This window comes from Streptomyces sp. NBC_00190 (genome assembly GCF_036203305.1).
GTDB lineage: Bacteria > Actinomycetota > Actinomycetes > Streptomycetales > Streptomycetaceae > Streptomyces.
In genome coordinates this window covers 3,737,444-3,755,910 of record NZ_CP108131.1, presented here as the reverse complement: position 1 = coordinate 3,755,910, position 18,467 = coordinate 3,737,444, and the positions used below count along the sequence as shown (strand labels likewise).

21 protein-coding genes and 1 riboswitch are annotated in these 18,467 nt (G+C 70.5%); of the genes, 11 read left to right on the top strand and 10 right to left on the bottom strand.

Features of this window, described 5'->3' with window-relative positions:
* The first annotated feature begins 154 nt into the window (after positions 1–154).
* A riboswitch (SAM riboswitch) is annotated at positions 155–311 on the top strand.
* The 4 genes from thrC to groL all read left to right on the top strand — a co-directional run bounded on the left by thrC (position 305) and on the right by groL (position 4,450).
* Positions 305–1,603 carry a threonine synthase gene (gene thrC, locus OG429_RS18005; protein WP_405679637.1) on the top strand — a complete coding sequence of 433 codons (1,299 nt, stop codon included), beginning with the start codon at positions 305–307 and terminating at the stop codon, positions 1,601–1,603. Its footprint overlaps the riboswitch before it by 7 nt.
* Positions 1,604–1,639: 36 nt before the next feature.
* Positions 1,640–1,915 carry a MoaD/ThiS family protein gene (locus OG429_RS18000; RefSeq protein ID WP_328926340.1) on the top strand — a complete coding sequence of 92 codons (276 nt, stop codon included), beginning with the start codon at positions 1,640–1,642 and terminating at the stop codon, positions 1,913–1,915.
* Between the two features lie 412 nt (positions 1,916–2,327).
* The gene (locus tag OG429_RS17995; protein WP_030009783.1) at positions 2,328–2,534 is read left to right on the top strand and encodes a cold-shock protein; all 207 of its coding nucleotides are present in this window, start codon (positions 2,328–2,330) and stop codon (positions 2,532–2,534) included.
* Positions 2,535–2,827: 293 nt separating this feature from the next.
* Positions 2,828–4,450, top strand: coding sequence for a chaperonin GroEL (gene groL / locus OG429_RS17990; protein WP_328926339.1), 1,623 nt, complete (start codon positions 2,828–2,830; stop codon positions 4,448–4,450).
* A 100-nt stretch (positions 4,451–4,550) separates the two neighbouring features.
* Here the strand turns inward: groL and OG429_RS17985 are convergent, their stop codons facing one another.
* Positions 4,551–5,123, bottom strand: a complete 573-nt coding sequence (locus OG429_RS17985) for a Uma2 family endonuclease (RefSeq protein ID WP_328930323.1) — start codon at positions 5,121–5,123, stop codon at positions 4,551–4,553.
* 137 nt (positions 5,124–5,260) lie between these two features.
* Between OG429_RS17985 and OG429_RS17980 the strand changes: the two genes are divergently transcribed.
* A complete protein-coding gene (locus OG429_RS17980) occupies positions 5,261–5,869 on the top strand; it encodes a phosphoribosylanthranilate isomerase (protein ID WP_328926338.1) in 609 nt (202 codons plus the stop codon).
* A gap of 70 nt (positions 5,870–5,939) precedes the next feature.
* A complete protein-coding gene (locus OG429_RS17975; RefSeq protein ID WP_328926337.1) occupies positions 5,940–6,677 on the top strand; it encodes a beta-glucanase in 738 nt (245 codons plus the stop codon).
* Between the two features lie 34 nt (positions 6,678–6,711).
* Here the strand turns inward: OG429_RS17975 and OG429_RS17970 are convergent, their stop codons facing one another.
* Entirely contained in the window at positions 6,712–8,328 is a 1,617-nt protein-coding gene (locus OG429_RS17970) for a serine/threonine-protein kinase (RefSeq protein ID WP_328926336.1), read from the bottom strand.
* Positions 8,329–8,448: 120 nt separating this feature from the next.
* Between OG429_RS17970 and OG429_RS17965 the strand changes: the two genes are divergently transcribed.
* Positions 8,449–8,958 (top strand): S8 family serine peptidase, encoded by a 510-nt coding sequence (locus OG429_RS17965; protein ID WP_328926335.1) that lies wholly within the window; start codon positions 8,449–8,451, stop codon positions 8,956–8,958.
* Positions 8,959–9,005: 47 nt separating this feature from the next.
* The gene (locus OG429_RS17960; protein WP_328926334.1) at positions 9,006–10,412 is read left to right on the top strand and encodes an outer membrane protein assembly factor BamB family protein; all 1,407 of its coding nucleotides are present in this window, start codon (positions 9,006–9,008) and stop codon (positions 10,410–10,412) included.
* Here OG429_RS17960 and OG429_RS17955 read toward each other — a convergent pair.
* Both OG429_RS17955 and OG429_RS17950 read right to left on the bottom strand, forming a co-directional pair.
* Positions 10,399–10,623, bottom strand: coding sequence for a DUF397 domain-containing protein (locus tag OG429_RS17955; protein WP_328926333.1), 225 nt, complete (start codon positions 10,621–10,623; stop codon positions 10,399–10,401). The genes OG429_RS17960 and OG429_RS17955 overlap by 14 nt on opposite strands.
* Positions 10,607–11,443, bottom strand: a complete 837-nt coding sequence (locus OG429_RS17950) for a helix-turn-helix domain-containing protein (protein ID WP_328926332.1) — start codon at positions 11,441–11,443, stop codon at positions 10,607–10,609. The genes OG429_RS17955 and OG429_RS17950 overlap by 17 nt, the downstream gene beginning before the upstream one ends.
* A gap of 115 nt (positions 11,444–11,558) precedes the next feature.
* On the opposite strand from OG429_RS17950, the gene OG429_RS17945 reads away from it, so the two are divergent.
* On the top strand, positions 11,559–11,777 hold the full coding sequence (locus OG429_RS17945) for a hypothetical protein (RefSeq protein ID WP_328926331.1): 219 nt from the start codon (positions 11,559–11,561) through the stop codon (positions 11,775–11,777).
* A 29-nt stretch (positions 11,778–11,806) separates the two neighbouring features.
* A complete protein-coding gene (locus tag OG429_RS17940; protein ID WP_328926330.1) occupies positions 11,807–12,001 on the top strand; it encodes a type II toxin-antitoxin system VapB family antitoxin in 195 nt (64 codons plus the stop codon).
* 184 nt (positions 12,002–12,185) lie between these two features.
* On the opposite strand, the gene OG429_RS17935 is transcribed toward OG429_RS17940, so the two are convergent.
* A complete protein-coding gene (locus OG429_RS17935; RefSeq protein WP_328926329.1) occupies positions 12,186–12,392 on the bottom strand; it encodes a hypothetical protein in 207 nt (68 codons plus the stop codon).
* 142 nt (positions 12,393–12,534) lie between these two features.
* Between OG429_RS17935 and OG429_RS17930 the strand changes: the two genes are divergently transcribed.
* Entirely contained in the window at positions 12,535–13,932 is a 1,398-nt protein-coding gene (locus OG429_RS17930; protein WP_328926328.1) for a hypothetical protein, read from the top strand.
* A gap of 6 nt (positions 13,933–13,938) precedes the next feature.
* Here OG429_RS17930 and OG429_RS17925 read toward each other — a convergent pair whose 3' ends face one another.
* Genes OG429_RS17925 through OG429_RS17905 form a run of 5 tightly spaced genes read right to left on the bottom strand, consistent with a single transcriptional unit; the run spans position 13,939 to position 18,405 of the window.
* Positions 13,939–14,529 (bottom strand): GNAT family N-acetyltransferase, encoded by a 591-nt coding sequence (locus OG429_RS17925; RefSeq protein ID WP_328926327.1) that lies wholly within the window; start codon positions 14,527–14,529, stop codon positions 13,939–13,941.
* Positions 14,526–14,930: a hypothetical protein gene (locus OG429_RS17920; protein WP_328926326.1), complete on the bottom strand. Its 405-nt coding sequence runs from the start codon at positions 14,928–14,930 to the stop codon at positions 14,526–14,528. Before OG429_RS17920 ends, OG429_RS17925 begins: the two co-directional genes overlap by 4 nt.
* Before the next feature lie 38 nt (positions 14,931–14,968).
* Positions 14,969–16,441 carry a PTS transporter subunit EIIC gene (locus OG429_RS17915; protein ID WP_328926325.1) on the bottom strand — a complete coding sequence of 491 codons (1,473 nt, stop codon included), beginning with the start codon at positions 16,439–16,441 and terminating at the stop codon, positions 14,969–14,971.
* A 32-nt stretch (positions 16,442–16,473) separates the two neighbouring features.
* Entirely contained in the window at positions 16,474–17,421 is a 948-nt protein-coding gene (gene murQ / locus OG429_RS17910; protein ID WP_328926324.1) for an N-acetylmuramic acid 6-phosphate etherase, read from the bottom strand.
* Positions 17,422–17,463: 42 nt separating this feature from the next.
* The gene (locus tag OG429_RS17905) at positions 17,464–18,405 is read right to left on the bottom strand and encodes a MurR/RpiR family transcriptional regulator (protein ID WP_405679646.1); all 942 of its coding nucleotides are present in this window, start codon (positions 18,403–18,405) and stop codon (positions 17,464–17,466) included.
* Positions 18,406–18,467: the final 62 nt, after the last annotated feature.

The window sequence follows — 18,467 nt, the reverse complement described above, 5'->3', positions numbered from 1 at the left end:
ACCCATATGCGATCCATCTCGCGGTTCGGACGGCTGTCTCAACCGCCCGGCCCTTCGGTTACAGTCTTGAACAACGCAAAGGACCACCGCATGCCGGGGGTCCTTGCGCACAAACGCCCGGGAGCGCCGTAGAGCGCGTAGCCCGGTGCCATACCGCTCATCCAGAGGGGCAGAGGGACACGGCCCGTTGAAGCCCCGGCAACCCTCCAGTCGGTTCTCGCGATGCGTTTTCACGCACCCCCGCGAGGTCCCCGGCTAGGGAAGGTGCCAATTCCGTCTCATGGCGAAGTGCGCCATGGGGAAGATGAGGAGAAAGGGCCTCGCCATCATGGCTGTACAGACGCATCTCACCTCTGTTGATCTCGGACCCGCCACCGGCCTTTCCTGTCGCGAGTGCGGTACCCGCTTCGAGCTCGGACCCATCTTCGCGTGCGTCGAGTGCTTCGGACCTCTGGAAGTCGCCTACGACCTCCCGACCGGCGACCCCGAGGCCCTGCGCGCCGCGATCGAGGCCGGCCCGAACAACATCTGGCGTTACGCGCCGCTGCTGCCCGTCCCCGCGGACGTGGCCTCCAAGCCGAGCCTGAACCCGGGCTTCACCAAGCTCGTGGACGCGCAGAACCTGGCCAAGGAGCTCGGCGTCACCGGCAAGCTCTACGTCAAGGACGACTCCGGCAACCCGACGCACTCCTTCAAGGACCGCGTCGTCGCGATCGCCGTCGAGGCCGCCCGCGCCTTCGGCTACACCACGCTGTCCTGCTCCTCCACCGGCAACCTGGCCGGCGCCGTCGGCGCCGCGGCCGCCCGGGCCGGTTTCCGCTCCTGCGTGTTCATCCCGCACGACCTGGAGCAGGGCAAGGTCGTCATGGCCGGTGTCTACGGTGGCGACCTGGTCGGCATCGAGGGCAACTACGACGACGTGAACCGCTTCTGCTCCGAGCTCATCGGCGACCCGCTGGGCGAGGGCTGGGGCTTCGTCAACGTCAACCTGCGCCCGTACTACGGCGAGGGCTCCAAGACCCTGGCGTACGAGATCTGCGAGCAGCTCGGCTGGCAGCTGCCCGACCAGATCGTCATCCCGATCGCGTCCGGCTCGCAGCTGACGAAGATCGACAAGGGCCTGCAGGAGCTGATCAAGCTCGGTCTGGTCGAGGACAAGCCGTACAAGATCTTCGGCGCCCAGGCCGAGGGCTGCTCCCCGGTGTCCACCGCCTTCAAGGCCGGCCACGACGTGGTCCGCCCGCAGAAGCCGAACACCATCGCCAAGTCGCTCGCCATCGGCAACCCGGCGGACGGCCCGTACGTCCTGGACATCGCCCGGCGCACCGGCGGCTTCGTCGAGGACGTCGACGACGAGCAGGTCGTCGAGGCCATCAAGATCCTCGCGCAGACCGAGGGCATCTTCGCCGAGACCGCGGGCGGTGTGACCGTCGGCGTCACGAAGAAGCTCATCGAGAACGGGCAGCTCGACCCGGCGCTCACCACCGTCGTCCTGAACACCGGTGACGGTCTCAAGACCCTGGAGGCGGTGGCCGCGGACAGCGGGCAGACCGCCACCATCCGCCCGAGCCTGGACGCGTTCCGCGCCGCCGGCCTGGCCTGACCATCTCCTCCGCCCTACCGGAAAGGCAGTAGCGCCATGAGCGTCAACGTCCGCATCCCCACCATCCTGCGCACCTACACCGGCGGCGTGTCCGAGGTCCCGGCCGAGGGCTCGACCCTGGCCGAGGTCATCGAGTCGTTGGAGAAGAGCCACCCGGGCATCGCCGCCCGCGTCCTGGACGACCAGGGCAAGCTGCGCCGCTTCGTGAACGTCTACGTCAACGACGACGACGTCCGCTTCGAGGGAGGGCTGGAGGCGGCGACGCCTGACGGCGCCGGTGTCTCGATCATTCCCGCCGTCGCCGGAGGCTGACCAGACCGGCACCGTGCCGGCGGCTGCTGAAACACGAAAACCGTAATTGCCCCCTCCGCTAAAAGCGGAGGGGGCAATTCTGTTTGATTGGGCACGGTAGAGTTGGGGAAGTCCCCTCCGCTGGACTTGCCCGCAGCATATGAACGGGTCGCGTGAGGGTCGACATCGGGTCAATGTGCAGGCGCGGTATGGGGCTTTGGCGAGATATGTCGGGCCCGAGTTGCCCTGCGATATGCCAAATTTTCACTCTATTTCAATGTTTCTGGGTGTCCAGAATTCTCGTCGGATTGACCTGTTGCAGACAGCACCGACGCGGATACATTCAGCCTCGGTCGACGCGTTCCGACGCAAGTTCTGACCCGGGAGCGCGAAGTGCGTTCCTGCGCAAGGGCCAGTTATAGGGGAGTTAGGCATGGCTCAGGGCACCGTCAAGTGGTTCAACGCGGAGAAGGGCTACGGCTTCATCGCGGTCGACGGTGGTGCGGATGTGTTCGTCCACTACAGCGCCATCCAGATGGACGGATACCGCACCCTTGAAGAGGGTCAGCGGGTCGAGTTCGAGATCTCGCAGGGCCAGAAGGGTCCGCAGGCGGACATGGTCAAGCTCGCACTCGGCTAGTCCCGGCGCGATCGACCGCCCACGCGTACGTAAGAGGGGCCCACATCCTGGACACGGGGTGTGGGCCCCTCGTGCGTTCGCGTGGGCGTTCACCCAAGCCGCTTGCACTCGTGGGGGTCGAGTGCTAATCATTGGCGTTAGCACTCTCCAGGTGAGAGTGCTACCAAACGAGGACCGGGTCGGTGAGGCCCGCAGGGTCCGGCGGGAAGGAACCGCCGGGCACGCAGGCCGTCCGTCGCGGGCGCGGGCGCGGTCCGGGAGCAATCCACCGCTGTCCGGGAGGACCACTTCAGATGGCCAAGATCATTGCGTTCGACGAGGAGGCCCGGCGCGGTCTCGAGCGTGGGATGAACCAGCTCGCCGACGCCGTCAAGGTCACCCTTGGCCCCAAGGGTCGCAACGTCGTCCTTGAGAAGAAGTGGGGCGCGCCCACGATCACCAACGATGGTGTCTCCATCGCCAAGGAGATCGAGCTCGAGGACCCGTACGAGAAGATCGGCGCCGAGCTGGTCAAGGAAGTCGCCAAGAAGACGGACGACGTCGCCGGCGACGGTACGACCACCGCCACCGTGCTCGCCCAGGCGCTCGTCCGCGAGGGCCTGCGCAACGTGGCCGCCGGTGCCAACCCGATGGCCCTCAAGCGCGGCATCGAGAAGGCCGTCGAGGCCGTCTCCGGCGCCCTGCTGGAGCAGGCGAAGGATGTCGAGACCAAGGAGCAGATCGCTTCCACGGCCTCCATCTCCGCCGCCGACACCCAGATCGGCGAGCTCATCGCCGAGGCCATGGACAAGGTCGGCAAGGAAGGCGTCATCACCGTCGAGGAGTCCCAGACCTTCGGTCTGGAGCTGGAGCTCACCGAGGGCATGCGCTTCGACAAGGGCTACATCTCGGCGTACTTCGCCACCGACATGGAGCGTATGGAGTCGGCTCTCGACGACCCGTACATCCTGATCGTCAACTCCAAGATCGGCTCGGTCAAGGACCTGCTGCCGCTCCTGGAGAAGGTCATGCAGTCCGGCAAGCCGCTGCTGATCATCGCCGAGGACGTCGAGGGCGAGGCCCTGTCGACCCTGGTCGTCAACAAGATCCGCGGCACCTTCAAGTCCGTCGCCGTCAAGGCCCCGGGCTTCGGCGACCGCCGCAAGGCCATGCTCGGTGACATCGCCATCCTCACGGGCGGCACGGTCATCTCCGAGGAGGTCGGCCTCAAGCTGGAGAACGCCGGTCTCGACCTGCTCGGCCGCGCCCGCAAGGTCGTCATCACCAAGGACGAGACCACCATCGTCGACGGTGCCGGTGACAGCGACCAGGTCGCCGGTCGCGTGAACCAGATCCGCGCCGAGATCGAGAACTCCGACTCGGACTACGACCGCGAGAAGCTCCAGGAGCGCCTCGCGAAGCTGGCCGGCGGCGTGGCCGTCATCAAGGCCGGCGCCGCGACCGAGGTCGAGCTCAAGGAGCGCAAGCACCGCATCGAGGACGCCGTTCGCAACGCGAAGGCGGCCGTCGAGGAGGGCATCGTCGCCGGTGGTGGCGTAGCCCTGCTGCAGGCCTCCGCGGTCTTCGAGAAGCTGGAGCTCACGGGCGACGAGGCGACCGGCGCCAACGCCGTGCGCCTGGCCCTTGAGGCCCCGCTCAAGCAGATCGCCGTCAACGGTGGTCTCGAGGGTGGCGTCGTCGTCGAGAAGGTCCGCAACCTGCCGATCGGTCACGGCCTCAACGCCGCGACCGGCGAGTACGTGGACATGATCGCCGAGGGCATCATCGACCCGGCCAAGGTCACGCGCTCCGCGCTGCAGAACGCCGCGTCGATCGCCGCGCTGTTCCTGACCACCGAGGCCGTCATCGCCGACAAGCCCGAGAAGGCCGGCGCCGGCGCCCCGGGCGGCATGCCGGGCGGTGACATGGACTTCTGATCCTCCCGCGGCTCCGGCCGCCGGTCGATCGGCTGTTCTCGAACGAGGGCGGCACTCCTTCCTGACGGAAGGAGTGCCGCCCTCGGGCGTTTCCGCGTGTCTAGAAGCCGGTGGTGTCGAGCTTGCAGTCGAACGGCGCCGGAACGCGCAGCGCCTCACCGAAGGACACCGTCGTACGGGAGCGGTAGCCGTGCGGGGAGGGATCCCAGAAGCAGGTGATCTCCGAGTCCTGCATGTCGACGACCAGGTACACGGGTACGAGGCGGCCGTACACGTCCAACTTCTCTTTCCAGTCCGCATCCCTGGTCGACACGGAGGTGAACTCCGCGACCAGCGACAGGGCCGCGCTGTCCGCGTGGCGGCCCTCCTCGTCGAAAGCCGCTTCGTCCGCCACGAAGAGGTCGGGCCCGTAGGCTCGCTCTGCTTCCGGGAAGCTGAAGAGGAAGGGTGCTACATCGGCGACGTGACCCTCGGGGGCGTGGGCCTGGAGCTGCTCGCGTACGGCGCGCATGCGCCGGTAGTAGCGAAGCTTGGAAAACGGCGACACGATGATCTTCCCTCGGATGAGCTCGGCCTTGAAGCCGTCTGGCGTGTCCATCTCCTCGACGGTTCGCAGGAGCGTCTCGAACGTCGGCGGTGCCGCCTGCTCTATCGGTGTGGCCCGTTCGATCATGATCGTCACCGTTGTCCTCCGCGTGGCGTGCCGTGCACTGGGCGTGAGCCTCGTTCCAGGCTAGCGGCGCGGGGGTGGTCGCGCCCGGGTGCCGAGACGGATCACCGCTGATCGGGGGGCTTTGATTGACTGGGGGTATGAGCGATCTCTTCGTCAAGATCTGCGGGCTGCGGACCGCGCACGATGTCGACGTGGCCGTGGCGGCCGGGGCCGATGCCGTCGGGTTCGTCTTCGCGCCCGGCAGCCCCCGTACGGTCGACGCGGCCACCGCGCGGGAGCTGGCCGCCCGGGTGCCGGACGGGGTGCTCACCGTCGGCGTGTTCCGGGGGCAGCAGGTGGCGGAGGTGCGCCGGTTCGCCGAGGAGAGCGGCGTACGGGGCGTGCAGCTGCACGGCGAGGAGGGCCCCGAGGACTTCGCGGCGCTGCGCGCCGAGGGGCGGACGCTGCTGCGGGCCACCGCCGAGCACGTGAAGCGCTGCGGCGAGTACGGCGAGGACCTGCTGCTCCTCGACGCCCCCGACCCGGGCTCCGGCAAGCCGTGGAACTGGGGGTCCGCGGACTTCACGCCGCCCGAGGGGCGGTGGCTGCTCGCGGGCGGGCTGACCCCAGCCAACGTCGGCGAGGCCGTCCGGGGCACCGGCGCGTGGGGCGTGGACGTCTCCAGCGGCGTGGAGCGCGCGCGGGGGGTGAAGTCGCCCGAGCTGATCCGCGCCTTCATCGAGGCGGCGCGCAACACCGGTCGCTGAATGCTTCCGCGCGATTACCCTGCGCGATGATTCCGGCATGGGTGCGTCCGGTTGTGGGCACACACCCTGCATGGACACGGAAAAGCTCGGCTGGCTGCGGCGCTTGACGTCGCGCCTCGCCCCGGCGGGCGCCGGCGGCGCGGCTGCGATCAGGACGCGCCTCGCCCCTGTCTTCACCGCCGATTTCACCTCGCCCACCCAATGGGTCGCGGGCCGCTCGTGGGCGTATCCCGACGGCGGCCCGACGAACCCGGGCGACAACAAACTGGACCACCTCGTCGACGATCCCGCCTACAGCCGCAGCGGCGTCTTCCGGGCCAAGCTGAGGCCCGACGGCAACTGGAACACCGGGCTGCTCACCACCGAGGGCAGCGACGAGGGCTTCATGGTGCGCACCGGCGACGTCTTGGAGGCCCGGGTCAGGCTCCCGGTGGAGCTGGGTGCCTGGCCGGCGATCTGGACCTGGCGGGACGGCGGCCAGGAGATCGACGTGTTCGAGTACCACCCGGACAACCCGGACCTGCTGGAGCTCTCCAACCACGTCCACCAGGCGCACCGCTATCACCGCGACCCGTCGGTGCGGCCGGGCGCCTGGATCGACCTCAAGGTCGAGTTCGGGCGGAGGTCGGTCGTCTGGTGGGTCAACGGGGCCCGGGTGTTCGCCGACCGCGCGGGCGTGGGCCGCTCCTGGCGCGCGTACCTCATCGTGAACCTGTCCGTCTGCGCCGGGCGTTACCACCCGGCGCCCCGCCCGGGGGTGACGGACATGGAGTACGAGGTCTCGCGGCTGTCCGTGTACCGGACCTAGACCGCCCGGGCGGGCGGGCGGCCCGGCGGCCGGGTCAGGACGCGGGCCAGACCGTCATGTCAGCGGTCACGAAGGACAGATCCTTCAACCTCGGGGTCGACTTGGTCTGGATCACGAGCAGCGCGATGTCCCCCGACGGGTGCCTGACGCAGATCTCGCTGCCGGTCGCCGCCGCGGCCAGCGGGAGCGTGTTGCTGGTGGCGGAGCGCGTGAGGAGGCTGCACGTGTCGAGGGTGCCGGTGCCCGGCGGGGCGTACAGCATGGTGAACACGCTCGCGTCGCTCGCCAGCTGGCAACCGGTCACCTCGCAGTTCAGGCGGATGTCTCCCGTGAGGTCGTCGTGCCGGACCGGGTCCTTGATGCCGATCGAGTTCTCTTCGGTCAGGAACTGCCCGGGGTAGGGGTGGGCGAGGGGCTTCGCCGGCCGGCTCGGGCTCGGTGCGGATCCGGAGGTCTTCGGCGCCTTGCCGTCACCCGCCGACCCGGTCGGCCCCGACGGCGTCCCCTGGGCCCCCGCGGCCGAGCCGTTCGGCTTCGCCCGGGACGCGTCCAGTTCGCGCATCCGGTCCGCCGCTCCCTTGCCCAGCCAGGCCAGGCCCGTCAGCAGCAGTGTTCCCGCCGTCACCGCCGCGGCCGTGATCAGCGCGATGCGCCGCCTGCGCGCCCGCTGTTCCTCCGGCCCGAGCGGCGCCGTCGGCTGCGGCGGAAGCCAGTTCATCGGGCTCGTGTGCACCGCCGTGGGATACGGGACCGGAGCCGGGATCTCCACCTCGGGCCCCGTCACCTCCCGCCAGACGGCCGGTCCGGCGCCCGCGTCGGCGTCCTTGCCCAGATGCTTCCGGCACCACGCCACGATCTCCGCCGGGGTGGCCCGCTCCTGCGGGTCGGAGGCCAGGCACCGGGCGATCAGCGGGCGCAGCGGCTCCGGCAGCCGGGACAGGTCGGGCTCGGAGTGCACGATCCGGAACAGCACGCTCACGGAGGGCCCGTCCCCGTACAGCGGCTCGCCCAGCGCCGCGAACGCCGCCGTTTGGCCCAGCGCGAAGACGTCGGTGGCTGTCGTGACCTCGCCCCCCGACGCCTGCTCGGGGGCCATGTACTGGGGCGTGCCGATGGCCGTGCCCGTGGCGGTCGCCGCGGTGGTGCCGGAGGCCAGCGAGATGCCGAAGTCGATGACCCGGGGCCCGTCGGAGGCCAGCAGCACGTTCGACGGCTTCAGGTCCCGGTGCACGACGCCCGCGCCGTGGATGGCCTGCAGCGCCTCGGCCACCCCCGCCACCAGCCACAGCACGGCGGGCACCGGCAGCGGTCCGCACCGGGCGACGGCCTCGGCCAGTGAGGGGCCGGGCACGTACAGGGTGGCCAGCCAGGGCGGCGTTCCGTCCGCCTCGGCGTCGATCAGCTCGGCGGTGTACGCGCCCCGGACCCGCCTGGCCGCCTCCACCTCCCGGCGGAAGCGCCGCCGGAACGCCGGGTCTTCGGCCAGTTCCGGTCGCACCACCTTGATCGCGACCGGGCGGCCGCCCTGGGTGTGCGACAGGTAGACGCGGCCCATGCCACCCGCGCCGAGCCGGGCCGCGAGGCGGTAGCCGGGCACGGTCTGCGGATCGTCCGCGCGCAGCGGCTCGAACATCCCGGTCGCGCTGTCCATCGGTCTCCCCCCGATCCCCCGATCAACCGATGGGTTGATCCGTATCACCCTAAGCGTCGGGCGGGCGCGGGGAATTGCCGGGGAGCCCGTGCGCGCGGCCTGCGCGGTCAGCCGGCGGCGGTGAACGAGGACACGAAGGTGGCCGCCCCGAAGATGCCCGCCGCCGGTGCGAGCAGGGCCCCGTCCGCCTCCTGGGGCCGGGACCGGATCGACCAGCGGGAGCTGGCCCTGGACAACAACTACACCGCCCAGGGCAGCGGCTCCGGAGTGAACGCGTACATCCTCGACACCGGCATCGACTGCGAGCACGCCGAGTTCGACGGGCGAGCCACCTTCGGCTTCGACGCGATGCCGGACGCCGCCCTCCAGAGGGGTCAGGACTGCCAGGGCCACGGCACGCACGTCGCGGGCACGGTCGGCGGCGGCAGCATGGCCCTGAGCGGTACGTCCATGGCCGCGCCGCACGTCGCGGGTGTCATCGCCCTCTACAAGCAGGCGCACCCTTCCGAGCAGCCCGCGGACATCGCCAACTTCGTGACCGACGAGTCCACCAAGGACGCCGTCCTCAAGATCAGCAAGGGCACGCCCAACCAGCTGCTGTTCACCTCGGCCTCTGACCGGGCCCGTTGACCGGCCCCCTTTGGGCGCGCCGACTAGGCTGCGCCCGAGGGGGGATCATGGACAACGGCACATCTCGGGGCGCGCGGTTTCTGTCGCGCGCCCTGTTCGTTTCCGGCGTGGCGGTCGCCGCCGTGACCGCGCTGTACCTGGTCCTGCTCGGCAGGATGGCGTTCGTCGACTGGTCACGGGGCAAGGGCTGGCTGCTGGTGTTCACCCCGGCCCTGGGGCTCCTCGCGTACGTGCTGCTGGCCCGGGGGCGTCGTGGCGCCCGGGGTGCGCCGGTCCGCTGGCTGGCGGTGGTGCTCGCGCTGGCCGTGCTGTGGCCCGCCTGGGAGGCGTACGCGTGGATGCGCGGCCCGCAGATGTACGTGTGGACCTGGTGGCAGCGCGAGAACCCGGAGTCGGCCCGGCCGGTCGGCGCCTGGCTGCTGCCGTCCAAGGGGCTGGTGCGGGCCCGTACGGACGGCGTGTTCGTCTACAACGGCGAGGGCCGCTCGGCCGGCGGGGTGGCCGCCGCCGAGGGCACCACCCTGTGCGCCCTGAGCCGGGCCACCTCGCACGAGACCGGGCTGGTCGCCTCCGCGCGGACTCCGGACGGCTGCGGCGCGCGGGTGTCGGCCGTGGACCTGCGGGAGGGCCGGGAGCTGTGGGCCAAGGACTTCCCGGCGGCGCCGTCCCGGGACCGGGACGCGTCGGTGGTGGCCGCGGTGGACGGTACGGCCGTCGCCGTGACGCAGGGCGCCCTGCTCGGCCTGGACCTGCGAGGGGGCGCCGAGCTCTGGCGGGCGCCCGTCCCGGCCGGCTGCGAGGTCCGCGCGCTCGACGGGGCCGGGGGCCGGGTCCTGTACGTCGAGGACTGCTCCGGCGGCGGCGGCCCGGCCCGGCTGACGGCGCTGGACGCGCGGACCGGCACCGTGGCCTGGCAGAGCCCGCTGCGCACGACGGGCCCGCACACGGAACTGCGGATGGTGTCGGCGCGGCCGATCGCGCTGCGGGCCGGGGAGTCGGTGCTGCTGTTCGACGACTCCGGGCACGAGCGGGGCGCCGTGCCGGTGTCCGGCCCGCGGGAGGACCTGCTCACGGAGCCCGGACCGCTGGTCAGCGGCGACCTGCTGATCACCCCGGTGAAGGACAAGGTCCCGGGTGTCTCCGCGTACTCCCTGGTGGACGGCCACCGTGTCTGGCACGCCGCGCTCGACGGCGCCACGGTCCTCGGGATCGCGCAGGGCCGCAGTCCGGGCGGGGCCGACGTGGTGACGTCGACCGCCGCACGGACGTACCTGTGGCACCTGGACGGGAGCACGGGCAGGCGGAAGGCCGAGCCCACGATCCTCCGCGACGTCCCGCTGGGCAGGCGGTTCGAGATCTACCCGGAGACGGCCGAGGGCTACACGTTCGTGAACCTGGACGCGGGCGGCGAACTGCCCGCGTTCTTCGCCCTGGGGTGGGTCAGAGGCTGGTGACGAAGGCGGCCCAGGCCGGGCCGTTGAAGGTGAGGTGGGGGCCGTCGGGGACCTTGGAGTCCCGGACGGGGACCGTGTCGCCGCCGCTGGCTCCGCTGTGGGGGGACTTCCGCCAGGTGGCCATCTCCAGGCAGTCGCCGCCGGTGCCGTCGCTGTAGCTGGATTTGTGCCAGGTGGCCGCAGACAGGTCGTACTCACGCGTGCTGGTCATGTTCGTAATCCTCCGCCGCGGACTCGATCACGGCCAGCGATTCGGTGGGTGACAGCGCGCTGGCCGTGAGGAGATCGTAGGTCAGCGAGTGGCGGGTAACAGTGGCCGGATCGTCCAACAGCACGCCTATGGCGTTTCCTTGGACGTAGGCGAGTGGAGGAGCGCCCTCGAAGGTCATCAGCTTCAAGGTGCCTCCCATCGACGAGTGTGCTCCTGCGCTGAACGGCAGTACCTGCACGAAGATCCGGCGTGCACGGATCAGGGCCGCGATGTGACGCAAGGCCTCCGCCATCACCGCCCGACTGCCGACGATCCTCCGAAGGACGGCTTCATCGAGCACGCACCAAAACAACGGTGTTGTTGGGTCGGAAAGCAGCTTGGCGCGGTCTAGCCGGTTCGTAACCAGCTCGGTGATGACCTCCTCCGTGGCCGTGGGCTGGTAGGCGAGGAAGACGGCCCGGGCGTACGCCTCCGGCTGGAGCATCCCCGGCAGTGCCAAGGGCGCGTACTCGCGGATTGTCTTCGCTTCCGCTTCTGCCTCGGCCGCCTCAGCGAAGTGGTTCGGGTACTTGGACTTGGCCAGGGCCCCGCAGTTGCGGACGAAGAAGCCGCCCGTGTCGAGGATGTCGTCTATCTGCCGCGCGAATTCGAGGTGCATGCGGCGCGTGCCCGCTTCGAGCTGGCCGATGAACGAGCCGCTGACGAAGAGCGGTTCGCCGAGTTCGGCCTGGCTGAGGCCGGCGCGCTCGCGCGCCACGCGCAGTTCGGCGCCGAGCAGGGCGCGGGGTGAGGAGGAGGGGTCGAGGTTCTTTCCTGCCATGGCAACTCCCTGGCCAACACGTGCGGTTGTTGCGGTGTCCGCGTTGAAAGGCTAGCGAGCGCGTCGCCACTCTGTGTGCTGAAGTCGGATACGCAGAGTAGAAAGGTGACATGTCATGGTGCTCACGCCACAGGAGCGCACGCAGGCGGCCGAGGAGGCCGTCCGGCAGCTGAGGGAATCCCTGGCCGGGGTAGGGGTGCTGTTCCCGTCCCTGGGTGTGGAGTGGGTCTCGGCGGCCGGTACGTACGGGCTGCCGCTGGTCGACCTGGGCCGCTGCAACCTGGACACCGCGCTCCGGCTGGCCGCCGTACTCCACGAGCGGGCCAACCCGTGACCGGGGCGTCGCGCGGCCGGCGTCATGCGATGGCCGCCCGCCTGGAAGAGGCGCTGTCACGCGCCCTGGTGGACCTGGACGAGGCACTTCTCGCCGAGGCGGCGGAAATCCTGGGCACGACCAGTAAGCGGGCGACGATCAACGGCGTGCTGGCGGAGTTCGTGGCGGCCCGGCGGCGGCACGCCGAGGGGGCCGCGCCGGTGCCCGGGGCGCCATCGGGCTGAAGGCCCGGCCGCCGCAGGGATGCGTGGTCGAGGACTTCGGCGGGTACTTCGGGCTGCGCTGCGAGCGGCCGGGGGCGCGGCTGTTGGATGCCGTCGCCGAAGCCCGCCGGGAGATCCGGGCCGAGCACGGGTTGTTCATGACCGGCCTCGGCATCGAGAAGCTGGAGGCGCGTGCGGTCGGCGTTCAGGTCGTGGTGATGAGCTCGCCGTCGTGGTGGGGGCCGCCTACGCAGGTATACAGGCCGGTGGTGGCGTCGTACTCCACGGTTCCCTTGTCCTTCACGCAGTCCGGTCCGGTGACGGTCGGCACGGCCGCCTGCGCAACGGGAACTGCGGCACCGAGAACGGCCAGTGCGAGGGCGGCGGTGAAGGCGAGAAGTCGGGTACGCATGTGGGCTCCTGCGGGGATGAGCGGCACCAACACGTCAACACCAGCTTCCCCCTGAGACGTGTCGGGTGCACCCTGGCGCGGGGGTGTTCATGGGGCCCGCGCTCCAGAGGCGCCTCCCGCGGACAAGCGGCAGGCTGGTGTCATGGCGAACACGCGTGTGGTGACCGTGGGAGCGCCGGATGACCTCGGCTTGCGGAAAGTTCTGATCGACGGCAGGTCGGTGGGCAGGGTCTGGTCCGACAAGGAACTCAAGGAACTCCTGAGTCGTGAGGGTGTGGCAGACGGACACCCCATCCATTGGCTCGGTGAGGACGGCACTGTCTGGCCGGACCAAGCGTGGCTACGGCGATCCACCGGCTTCTGCGTGGTCGCCGGCCTCCTCGTGACCGCATTTCCGCTGTTCCAGATCGGAATAGCGGACAGTGGTGATGCCCTGACCTACGGCGGACGCATCGCGGGATTGACCATTCTTGTCGTGGCCGTGGTGGAGCTGATCGCCGCCGCGGCTGCTGTCGACTTCTGGGAAACGCGGCGATGGCGTTACTCGGGGGTGGTCGTTCTGGTCGGAGTCGTGATCGCCTTCCTCTGTAGCATGTCCGTTCTTCTGCTGCAGATCGGTGAACGCTTCACCGGCTACACCCTGATCGGGATGGCCCTCGCCGTCTGGTCTTCGGTGGCCCTGTTCGAACTGGTCAGATACCGGGCATGGAAGGGTCTCCGCATTCCCAGGAAGATTGCGATCGGAGTGATCGTTTCTACCCTTCTGGCCGCCGCCAACCTGGCGTATTCGCAGGTCTATGTTCCCTATGTGACGACCCCGCTGATACAGAGTGGGGCGGAGTTCAAGGAGGCGAACATAGAAAAGGATGGGGCGCCGATGTATGTGACGGTCCATCTGTACGTGAAGAACGCCGGACAGGTGCCCGTCTACGTCCTCGCCAGCATCTATTGGATCCATGGCGCGCCTGCGAGTCCCCCGGACGTGAAGATGGCCGACTATGACTTGATCTACGATGGCGAGTTCGTTCAGCCGGGCCTCGCGCTGAATCCGGGGGAAGAGGTGGCGCAGGATGCGGTCGTTGAGATAAAGGATCCGGTGGGGCGCGGTTATGAAGCCATCAGGGCCCAGGCCGAGGTGTACGTGATCAGGAAAGACAGAATGATGATGACCAGTGATTACGAGCGCTCCAAGGTGGAGGGTCGGAGGCTCGAAGCGAAACACGAGAAAGGGGATCCGCCCCATGCGAAATACAGGTACCGGGCCGAGATCTCGAACAGCAGTGAAATCTTGAACGTGACCCGCGGTCGGCAGCGCGTAACCGTGTGGAAGGTTGCCGGCGGCGAGTGGCCGCACATCAATGTGGATGTGTCACCACCGGGTGAACGGATATCCTTCGATCCCAACCGGCCCTACGCGAACGAAAAGGCCATCGAGCGGTACGGCCTCACGCAGGTGCGTGGCACCACGGCGGAGACGCCCTACAAGGAGCTCCTGGAGAAGGCCCGCTCCACCGGGAAGGCGGCGGGCCCGGCCGAGTAGCCCGGTTTACACCGGGGCGTCGGTGCGCAGGCGGGCGTGGAGGTGCTCGTCGTGCCAGCCGTCCGCGTGGAGGAGGGCGCCGCGCATGGTGCCCTCCAGCGGGAAGCCGGCCTTCGTCGCGATGGCGCAGGAGGCCGGGTTGGCCACCGAGTGGGTGATGCGCAGCCGGTGCAGGCCGAGGTCGTCGAAGGCCCAGCGGCTGACGCGGTCCGTGGCCCGGACCATGACCCCGGCGCCGCGCCCGGCGGGCAGCAGCCAGTACACGATTTCGCCGCTGCCGCCGCGCAGATCGAGGTCGGCCACGCCGATGAGCCCGACGGCCGGGCCGCCCGCGGCGGGGGCGACGGCCCAGACCGCGGCCTCTTCGGCCTGCCAGCGCCCGTGCCAGCGGGCGATGCGGTCCTCGGCCCCGGCCAGGGTGAGGGAGTCCGGGCGGTTCCAGTGCCGGATCTCCGGGTCGAGGCAGGACTCGACCAGCGCGGGGGCGTCGTACGGGGCCCAGGGACGCAGCAGCATCCCGCCGGGGAGCGGGAGCTGCGGCTGCGGCACGGCGCTCATCCGCCCGGCGGGGACCACATCGGGTATCAAGTCGGTCATGGAGTGATCATGTCCGGTGCCGTGGCCGCCGCGCGGAAGCGGGCGAGCAGGACGCGGGATTCCGGGGCCGCGGGGTCGAAGAACTGCTTGGCCAGCGGGGGCGGGACGGCCGGGCCGTGGAGCCGTACCTCGTGGCAGCCGAAGCAGAACTGCGCCTCGAACAGCGCGAGCACGAGATCGCTGTCGTACGCGCGGACCGCCCATCCGGGGTGGTAGCCGCAGCGGTGCTGTTCGCTGCCCGGCAGCGAGACGATCAGGTCCAGGGCCGATGCGGCCTCCTCGGCCGTCCACAGGGCGACGGAGTCACCCGTGAACGGATCGGCGGGACGCACCGGTTCCGTGGTGAGGCGTACGACCTCGATCAGCGCGGCGGCGGACACGGATTCGGCGGGGAGCTGCATGGCAGCATCATCGCCGCTCCCCGCCCGAAGGGCACGGGTCAGGTCAGGGCGGGTTCCTTCGGGGGGTCGGACACCGCATCCGGGGAGGGTTCGGGAGCGGTGTTCAGGTCGGTCAGCATCTGGCGGGTGAAGCCGAAGAAGTACGTGGCGACGAAGCCCACCAGGTAGCCGACGGCCAGGCCGCCCGCGTAGATGGCGATGGTCGCGCCCATGCCCGACCTGCCGTCCAGCAGCGGGAACAGGGCCCAGCCCGAGGGGCCGATGGCGGTGGAGCCGAAGGTGATGCCCAGCTGGCTGAAGAGGCCGATGAAGGCTCCGCCGGCCGCGCCGCCGACGCAGGCGGTGACGAAGGGGCGGCCGAGCGGCAGGGAGACGCCGTAGATCAGGGGTTCGCCGATGCCCAGGAAGCCGGCCGGGAGAGCGGACTTGATGGTCGTACGGAGGGAACGGTTGCGCGGGAGGCGGTAGTAGACCGCGATGGCCGCGCCGACCTGGCCCGCGCCCGCCATGGCGAGGATGGGCAGCAGGACCGTGTAGCCGGACTGTTCGATGAGCGTGGTGTGGATGGGGATCAGGGCCTGGTGCAGGCCCAGCATGACGAGGGGCAGGAACAGTCCGCCCAGGACCAGGCCCGCGAAGGCGCCGCCGGTGGCGAGCAGCCGGTCGGCGAAGGTGCCGATGGCGGCGGAGGCCTCACCGGCGAGGAACATGAGGCCGAAGATCGTGGCCAGGCCGGAGACCAGGACGGTGAGGGTCGGGGTGACGAGGACGTCCAGGGCCTCGGGGACCCACCTGCGGCACCACTTCTCCACGTGCACGGCGAGCACGGCGGCCGCCAGCGCGCCGAGGACGCCGCCCTGGCCGGGGGAGAGCTGCTGCCCGAAGGCCTCGATCCTGGTGATGCCCGGGAAGACGATGATCGCGGCGACCGCGCCGCCCAGGACGGGCGTACCGCCGAACTCCTTGGCCGTGTTGTAGCCGACGAAGACCGCGATCAGCGACATGAAGCCGGAGGCGATGGCGGCGAGTGCCGGGACGACGGCGGGCAGCCAGCCCGTGTTCGTCAGCACGCCGTTCAGGCCCGCGATGATGCCGCAGCCGATCAGGGCCGGGATCAGCGGGACGAAGATGTTGGCGATGCGGCGCAGGAACAGCTTGAAGGGGGTGGCGTTGCGCGCCTTGCGGGCTTCCTTGAGCGCCGCGCCCCGGGCGGCGAGTTCGTCCGCCGTGACCGAGTGCGGCGCGGCCCGGCGGCCCTCCTCGACCAGTGCCTCGAACTCCGGGGTGACGCGTGCGACGGCGCCCGGGCCCAGCACGATCTGGTAGGTGTCGTCCTCGACCACGCCCAGGACCGCGGGCAGGGCCTTCAGGGCCTCGTCCCGGACCAGTGAGCGGTCGCGCAGGGTGATGCGCAGGCGGGTCATGCAGTGCGCGATCGAGGTGATGTTGTCCGGGCCGCCGACCAGAGGAAGGATCGCGGCGGCTGTGGCGCGGTTCTTGTCAGTGGACATGGTGGGGTTCGCCTTGCCGTAGGTGGGGGAGGTCAGCGGGTCCGGGCGTGGGCGTGCGAAGGGGCGAGGGCGAGGGCCGCTCGCAGGTGGCCCTGCGAGGTGGCGAGGAGTTCGGCGGCGGCCGGGCCGTCGACGCCGCCGAGGATGACGAGGACGGCGTGCTTGACCTCGCCGTCGGTGGCGGTGAGCGCGGCCTCGATCTCGGCGTCGGGCGCGCCGGTGGCCAGGGCCACGATGCGGCGGGCGCGGGCGCGCAGCTTCTCGTTCGAGGAGCGCATGTCGACCATCAGGTTTCCGTAGGTCTTGCCCAGGCGGATCATGGTGATGGTCGAGATGAGGTTGAGGACCAGCTTCTGCGCGGTACCGGCCTTCAAGCGGGTCGACCCGGTGAGCAGTTCGGGGCCGACGACGACCTCGATGCCGTGGTCGGCGGCCGCGGCGAGCGCGGAGCCGGCGTTGCAGGAGAGGCCGACGGTGAGTGCGCCGCGCGTACGGGCGAACTCGACGGCGCCGATCGCGTACGGGGTGCGGCCGGAGGCGGAGATGCCGATGACGCTGTCGTCGGAGGAGAGGTCCAGCGCGGTGAGGTCCTGCGCCGCCAGCTCCTTGGAGTCCTCGGCGCCCTCGACGGCCGCGACCATGGCGGAGGGGCCGCCCGCGATGAGGCCGACGACGTCCGCCGGGTCGGTGTTGAAGGTGGGCGGGCACTCGCTGGCGTCCAGGACGCCCATCCGGCCGGCCGTACCGGCGCCCGCGTAGACCAGGCGCCCGCCGCGTGCCATGCGCGCCGCGATCGCGTCGACGGCGGCGGCGATCAGCGGCAGCTGCGCGGCGACGGCGGCAGGGACGGTGGCGTCCTCGGCGTTCATGGTGCGGGCGATGTCGAGGGTGGACAGCCGGTCGATCTCGGCCAGTTCGGGCCGGAACGCCTCGGTGGTGAGCGTCTCCAGCTGGGCGCGGAGTTCGGCGTACGCGGTCATGGGCGCGGCTCCTGGCGGTTCGGCGGGCGGTCCGGCGGGTGTTCAGCGGGTGGTGCGGTGGCGGTGGGCGAGTGCTTCGTACGAGGCGGCGAGCGCGGGCGCGGCCCGCTCGTACGTCTGCTGCGCGACGGCGACGAACAGGCAGTCCACGACGAGGAGCTGGCTGGTCCGGCTGGACATGGCGGCCGGGCGCAGCTGGGTCTCGCGGGCGGCGGACGTGGCCAGGACGTGGTCGGCGTAGTGGGTGACGGCGGAACCGGGGCGGGCGGTGAGGGCGATCGTGGCGGCGCCGTGCTCGAACGCGACGCGCAGCGGCTCGATGACGTCGCCCGTCGACCCGGAGTGGGTGACGGCGACGGCCACGTCGCCGGGACGCAGCTGGACGGCGTTGGTGACCGCGAGGTGGGGGTCGCTGTGGGCGTGCGCGATCAGGCCGATGCGCAGCAGCTTCTGGGCGAGGTCCTGGCCGACGAGCGCGGACGCGCCGATGCCGTAGATGTCGACGCGGCGGGCGGTCGCGAGGGCGGTGACGGCGGCGGCCAGCTGGGTCAGGTCGAGCGCGGCGGCGGTGTCGGCGAGGGTCTGCGCCTCCTCGTGGGCCAGTTTGGCGACGACGTCGGCGAGGGAGTCGTCGACGGCTATGTCGACGGTGACGGCGGGAGCGGACCCGGACTCCTGCTGGGCGGCGAGCGCGGCCAGGGCGAGGCGCAGGTCGCGGTAGCCGGGGTAGCCGAGCACGCGGGCGGTGCGGACGACGGTGGCCTCACTGGTGCCGGTGTGCTCGGCGAGGGCGGAGACGGTGAGCCGGGCGCAGCCCGCGGGGTCGGCGGCGACGGCTTCGGCGACGGCCAGCACGGACCGGGTCATCGAGGGGGCGAGGCCGCGCACGCGCGCCCGGAGGGAGGAGGCTGGCGGGGCCGACTGTGAGGCCTTCGCGACACAGGTTGTGGGGCGGGTGAAAACTTCCTTCGCGTTCTCGCTCACATGTGAAAGTTATTTTCACCAGGAGTGGGCGTCAAGCCGCCACGAGGCGTCTGCGTACGGGG

Coding starts and splice junctions, on each gene's coding strand:
- OG429_RS17985 (WP_328930323.1), bottom strand. CDS start 5,123: ATGATCGAACGGGCCACACCGATAGAGCAGGCGGCACCGCCGACGTTC.
- OG429_RS17930 (WP_328926328.1), top strand. CDS start 12,535: ATGGCGAACACGCGTGTGGTGACCGTGGGAGCGCCGGATGACCTCGGC.
- OG429_RS18000 (WP_328926340.1), top strand. CDS start 1,640: ATGAGCGTCAACGTCCGCATCCCCACCATCCTGCGCACCTACACCGGC.
- murQ (WP_328926324.1), bottom strand. CDS start 17,421: ATGACCGCGTACGCCGAACTCCGCGCCCAGCTGGAGACGCTCACCACC.
- OG429_RS17945 (WP_328926331.1), top strand. CDS start 11,559: ATGGTGCTCACGCCACAGGAGCGCACGCAGGCGGCCGAGGAGGCCGTC.
- OG429_RS17955 (WP_328926333.1), bottom strand. CDS start 10,623: ATGACCAGCACGCGTGAGTACGACCTGTCTGCGGCCACCTGGCACAAA.
- OG429_RS17995 (WP_030009783.1), top strand. CDS start 2,328: ATGGCTCAGGGCACCGTCAAGTGGTTCAACGCGGAGAAGGGCTACGGC.
- OG429_RS17925 (WP_328926327.1), bottom strand. CDS start 14,529: ATGACCGACTTGATACCCGATGTGGTCCCCGCCGGGCGGATGAGCGCC.
- thrC (WP_405679637.1), top strand. CDS start 305: ATGAGGAGAAAGGGCCTCGCCATCATGGCTGTACAGACGCATCTCACC.
- OG429_RS17960 (WP_328926334.1), top strand. CDS start 9,006: ATGGACAACGGCACATCTCGGGGCGCGCGGTTTCTGTCGCGCGCCCTG.
- groL (WP_328926339.1), top strand. CDS start 2,828: ATGGCCAAGATCATTGCGTTCGACGAGGAGGCCCGGCGCGGTCTCGAG.
- OG429_RS17920 (WP_328926326.1), bottom strand. CDS start 14,930: ATGCAGCTCCCCGCCGAATCCGTGTCCGCCGCCGCGCTGATCGAGGTC.
- OG429_RS17980 (WP_328926338.1), top strand. CDS start 5,261: ATGAGCGATCTCTTCGTCAAGATCTGCGGGCTGCGGACCGCGCACGAT.
- OG429_RS17970 (WP_328926336.1), bottom strand. CDS start 8,328: ATGGACAGCGCGACCGGGATGTTCGAGCCGCTGCGCGCGGACGATCCG.
- OG429_RS17915 (WP_328926325.1), bottom strand. CDS start 16,441: ATGTCCACTGACAAGAACCGCGCCACAGCCGCCGCGATCCTTCCTCTG.
- OG429_RS17950 (WP_328926332.1), bottom strand. CDS start 11,443: ATGGCAGGAAAGAACCTCGACCCCTCCTCCTCACCCCGCGCCCTGCTC.
- OG429_RS17935 (WP_328926329.1), bottom strand. CDS start 12,392: ATGCGTACCCGACTTCTCGCCTTCACCGCCGCCCTCGCACTGGCCGTT.
- OG429_RS17940 (WP_328926330.1), top strand. CDS start 11,807: ATGGCCGCCCGCCTGGAAGAGGCGCTGTCACGCGCCCTGGTGGACCTG.
- OG429_RS17975 (WP_328926337.1), top strand. CDS start 5,940: ATGGACACGGAAAAGCTCGGCTGGCTGCGGCGCTTGACGTCGCGCCTC.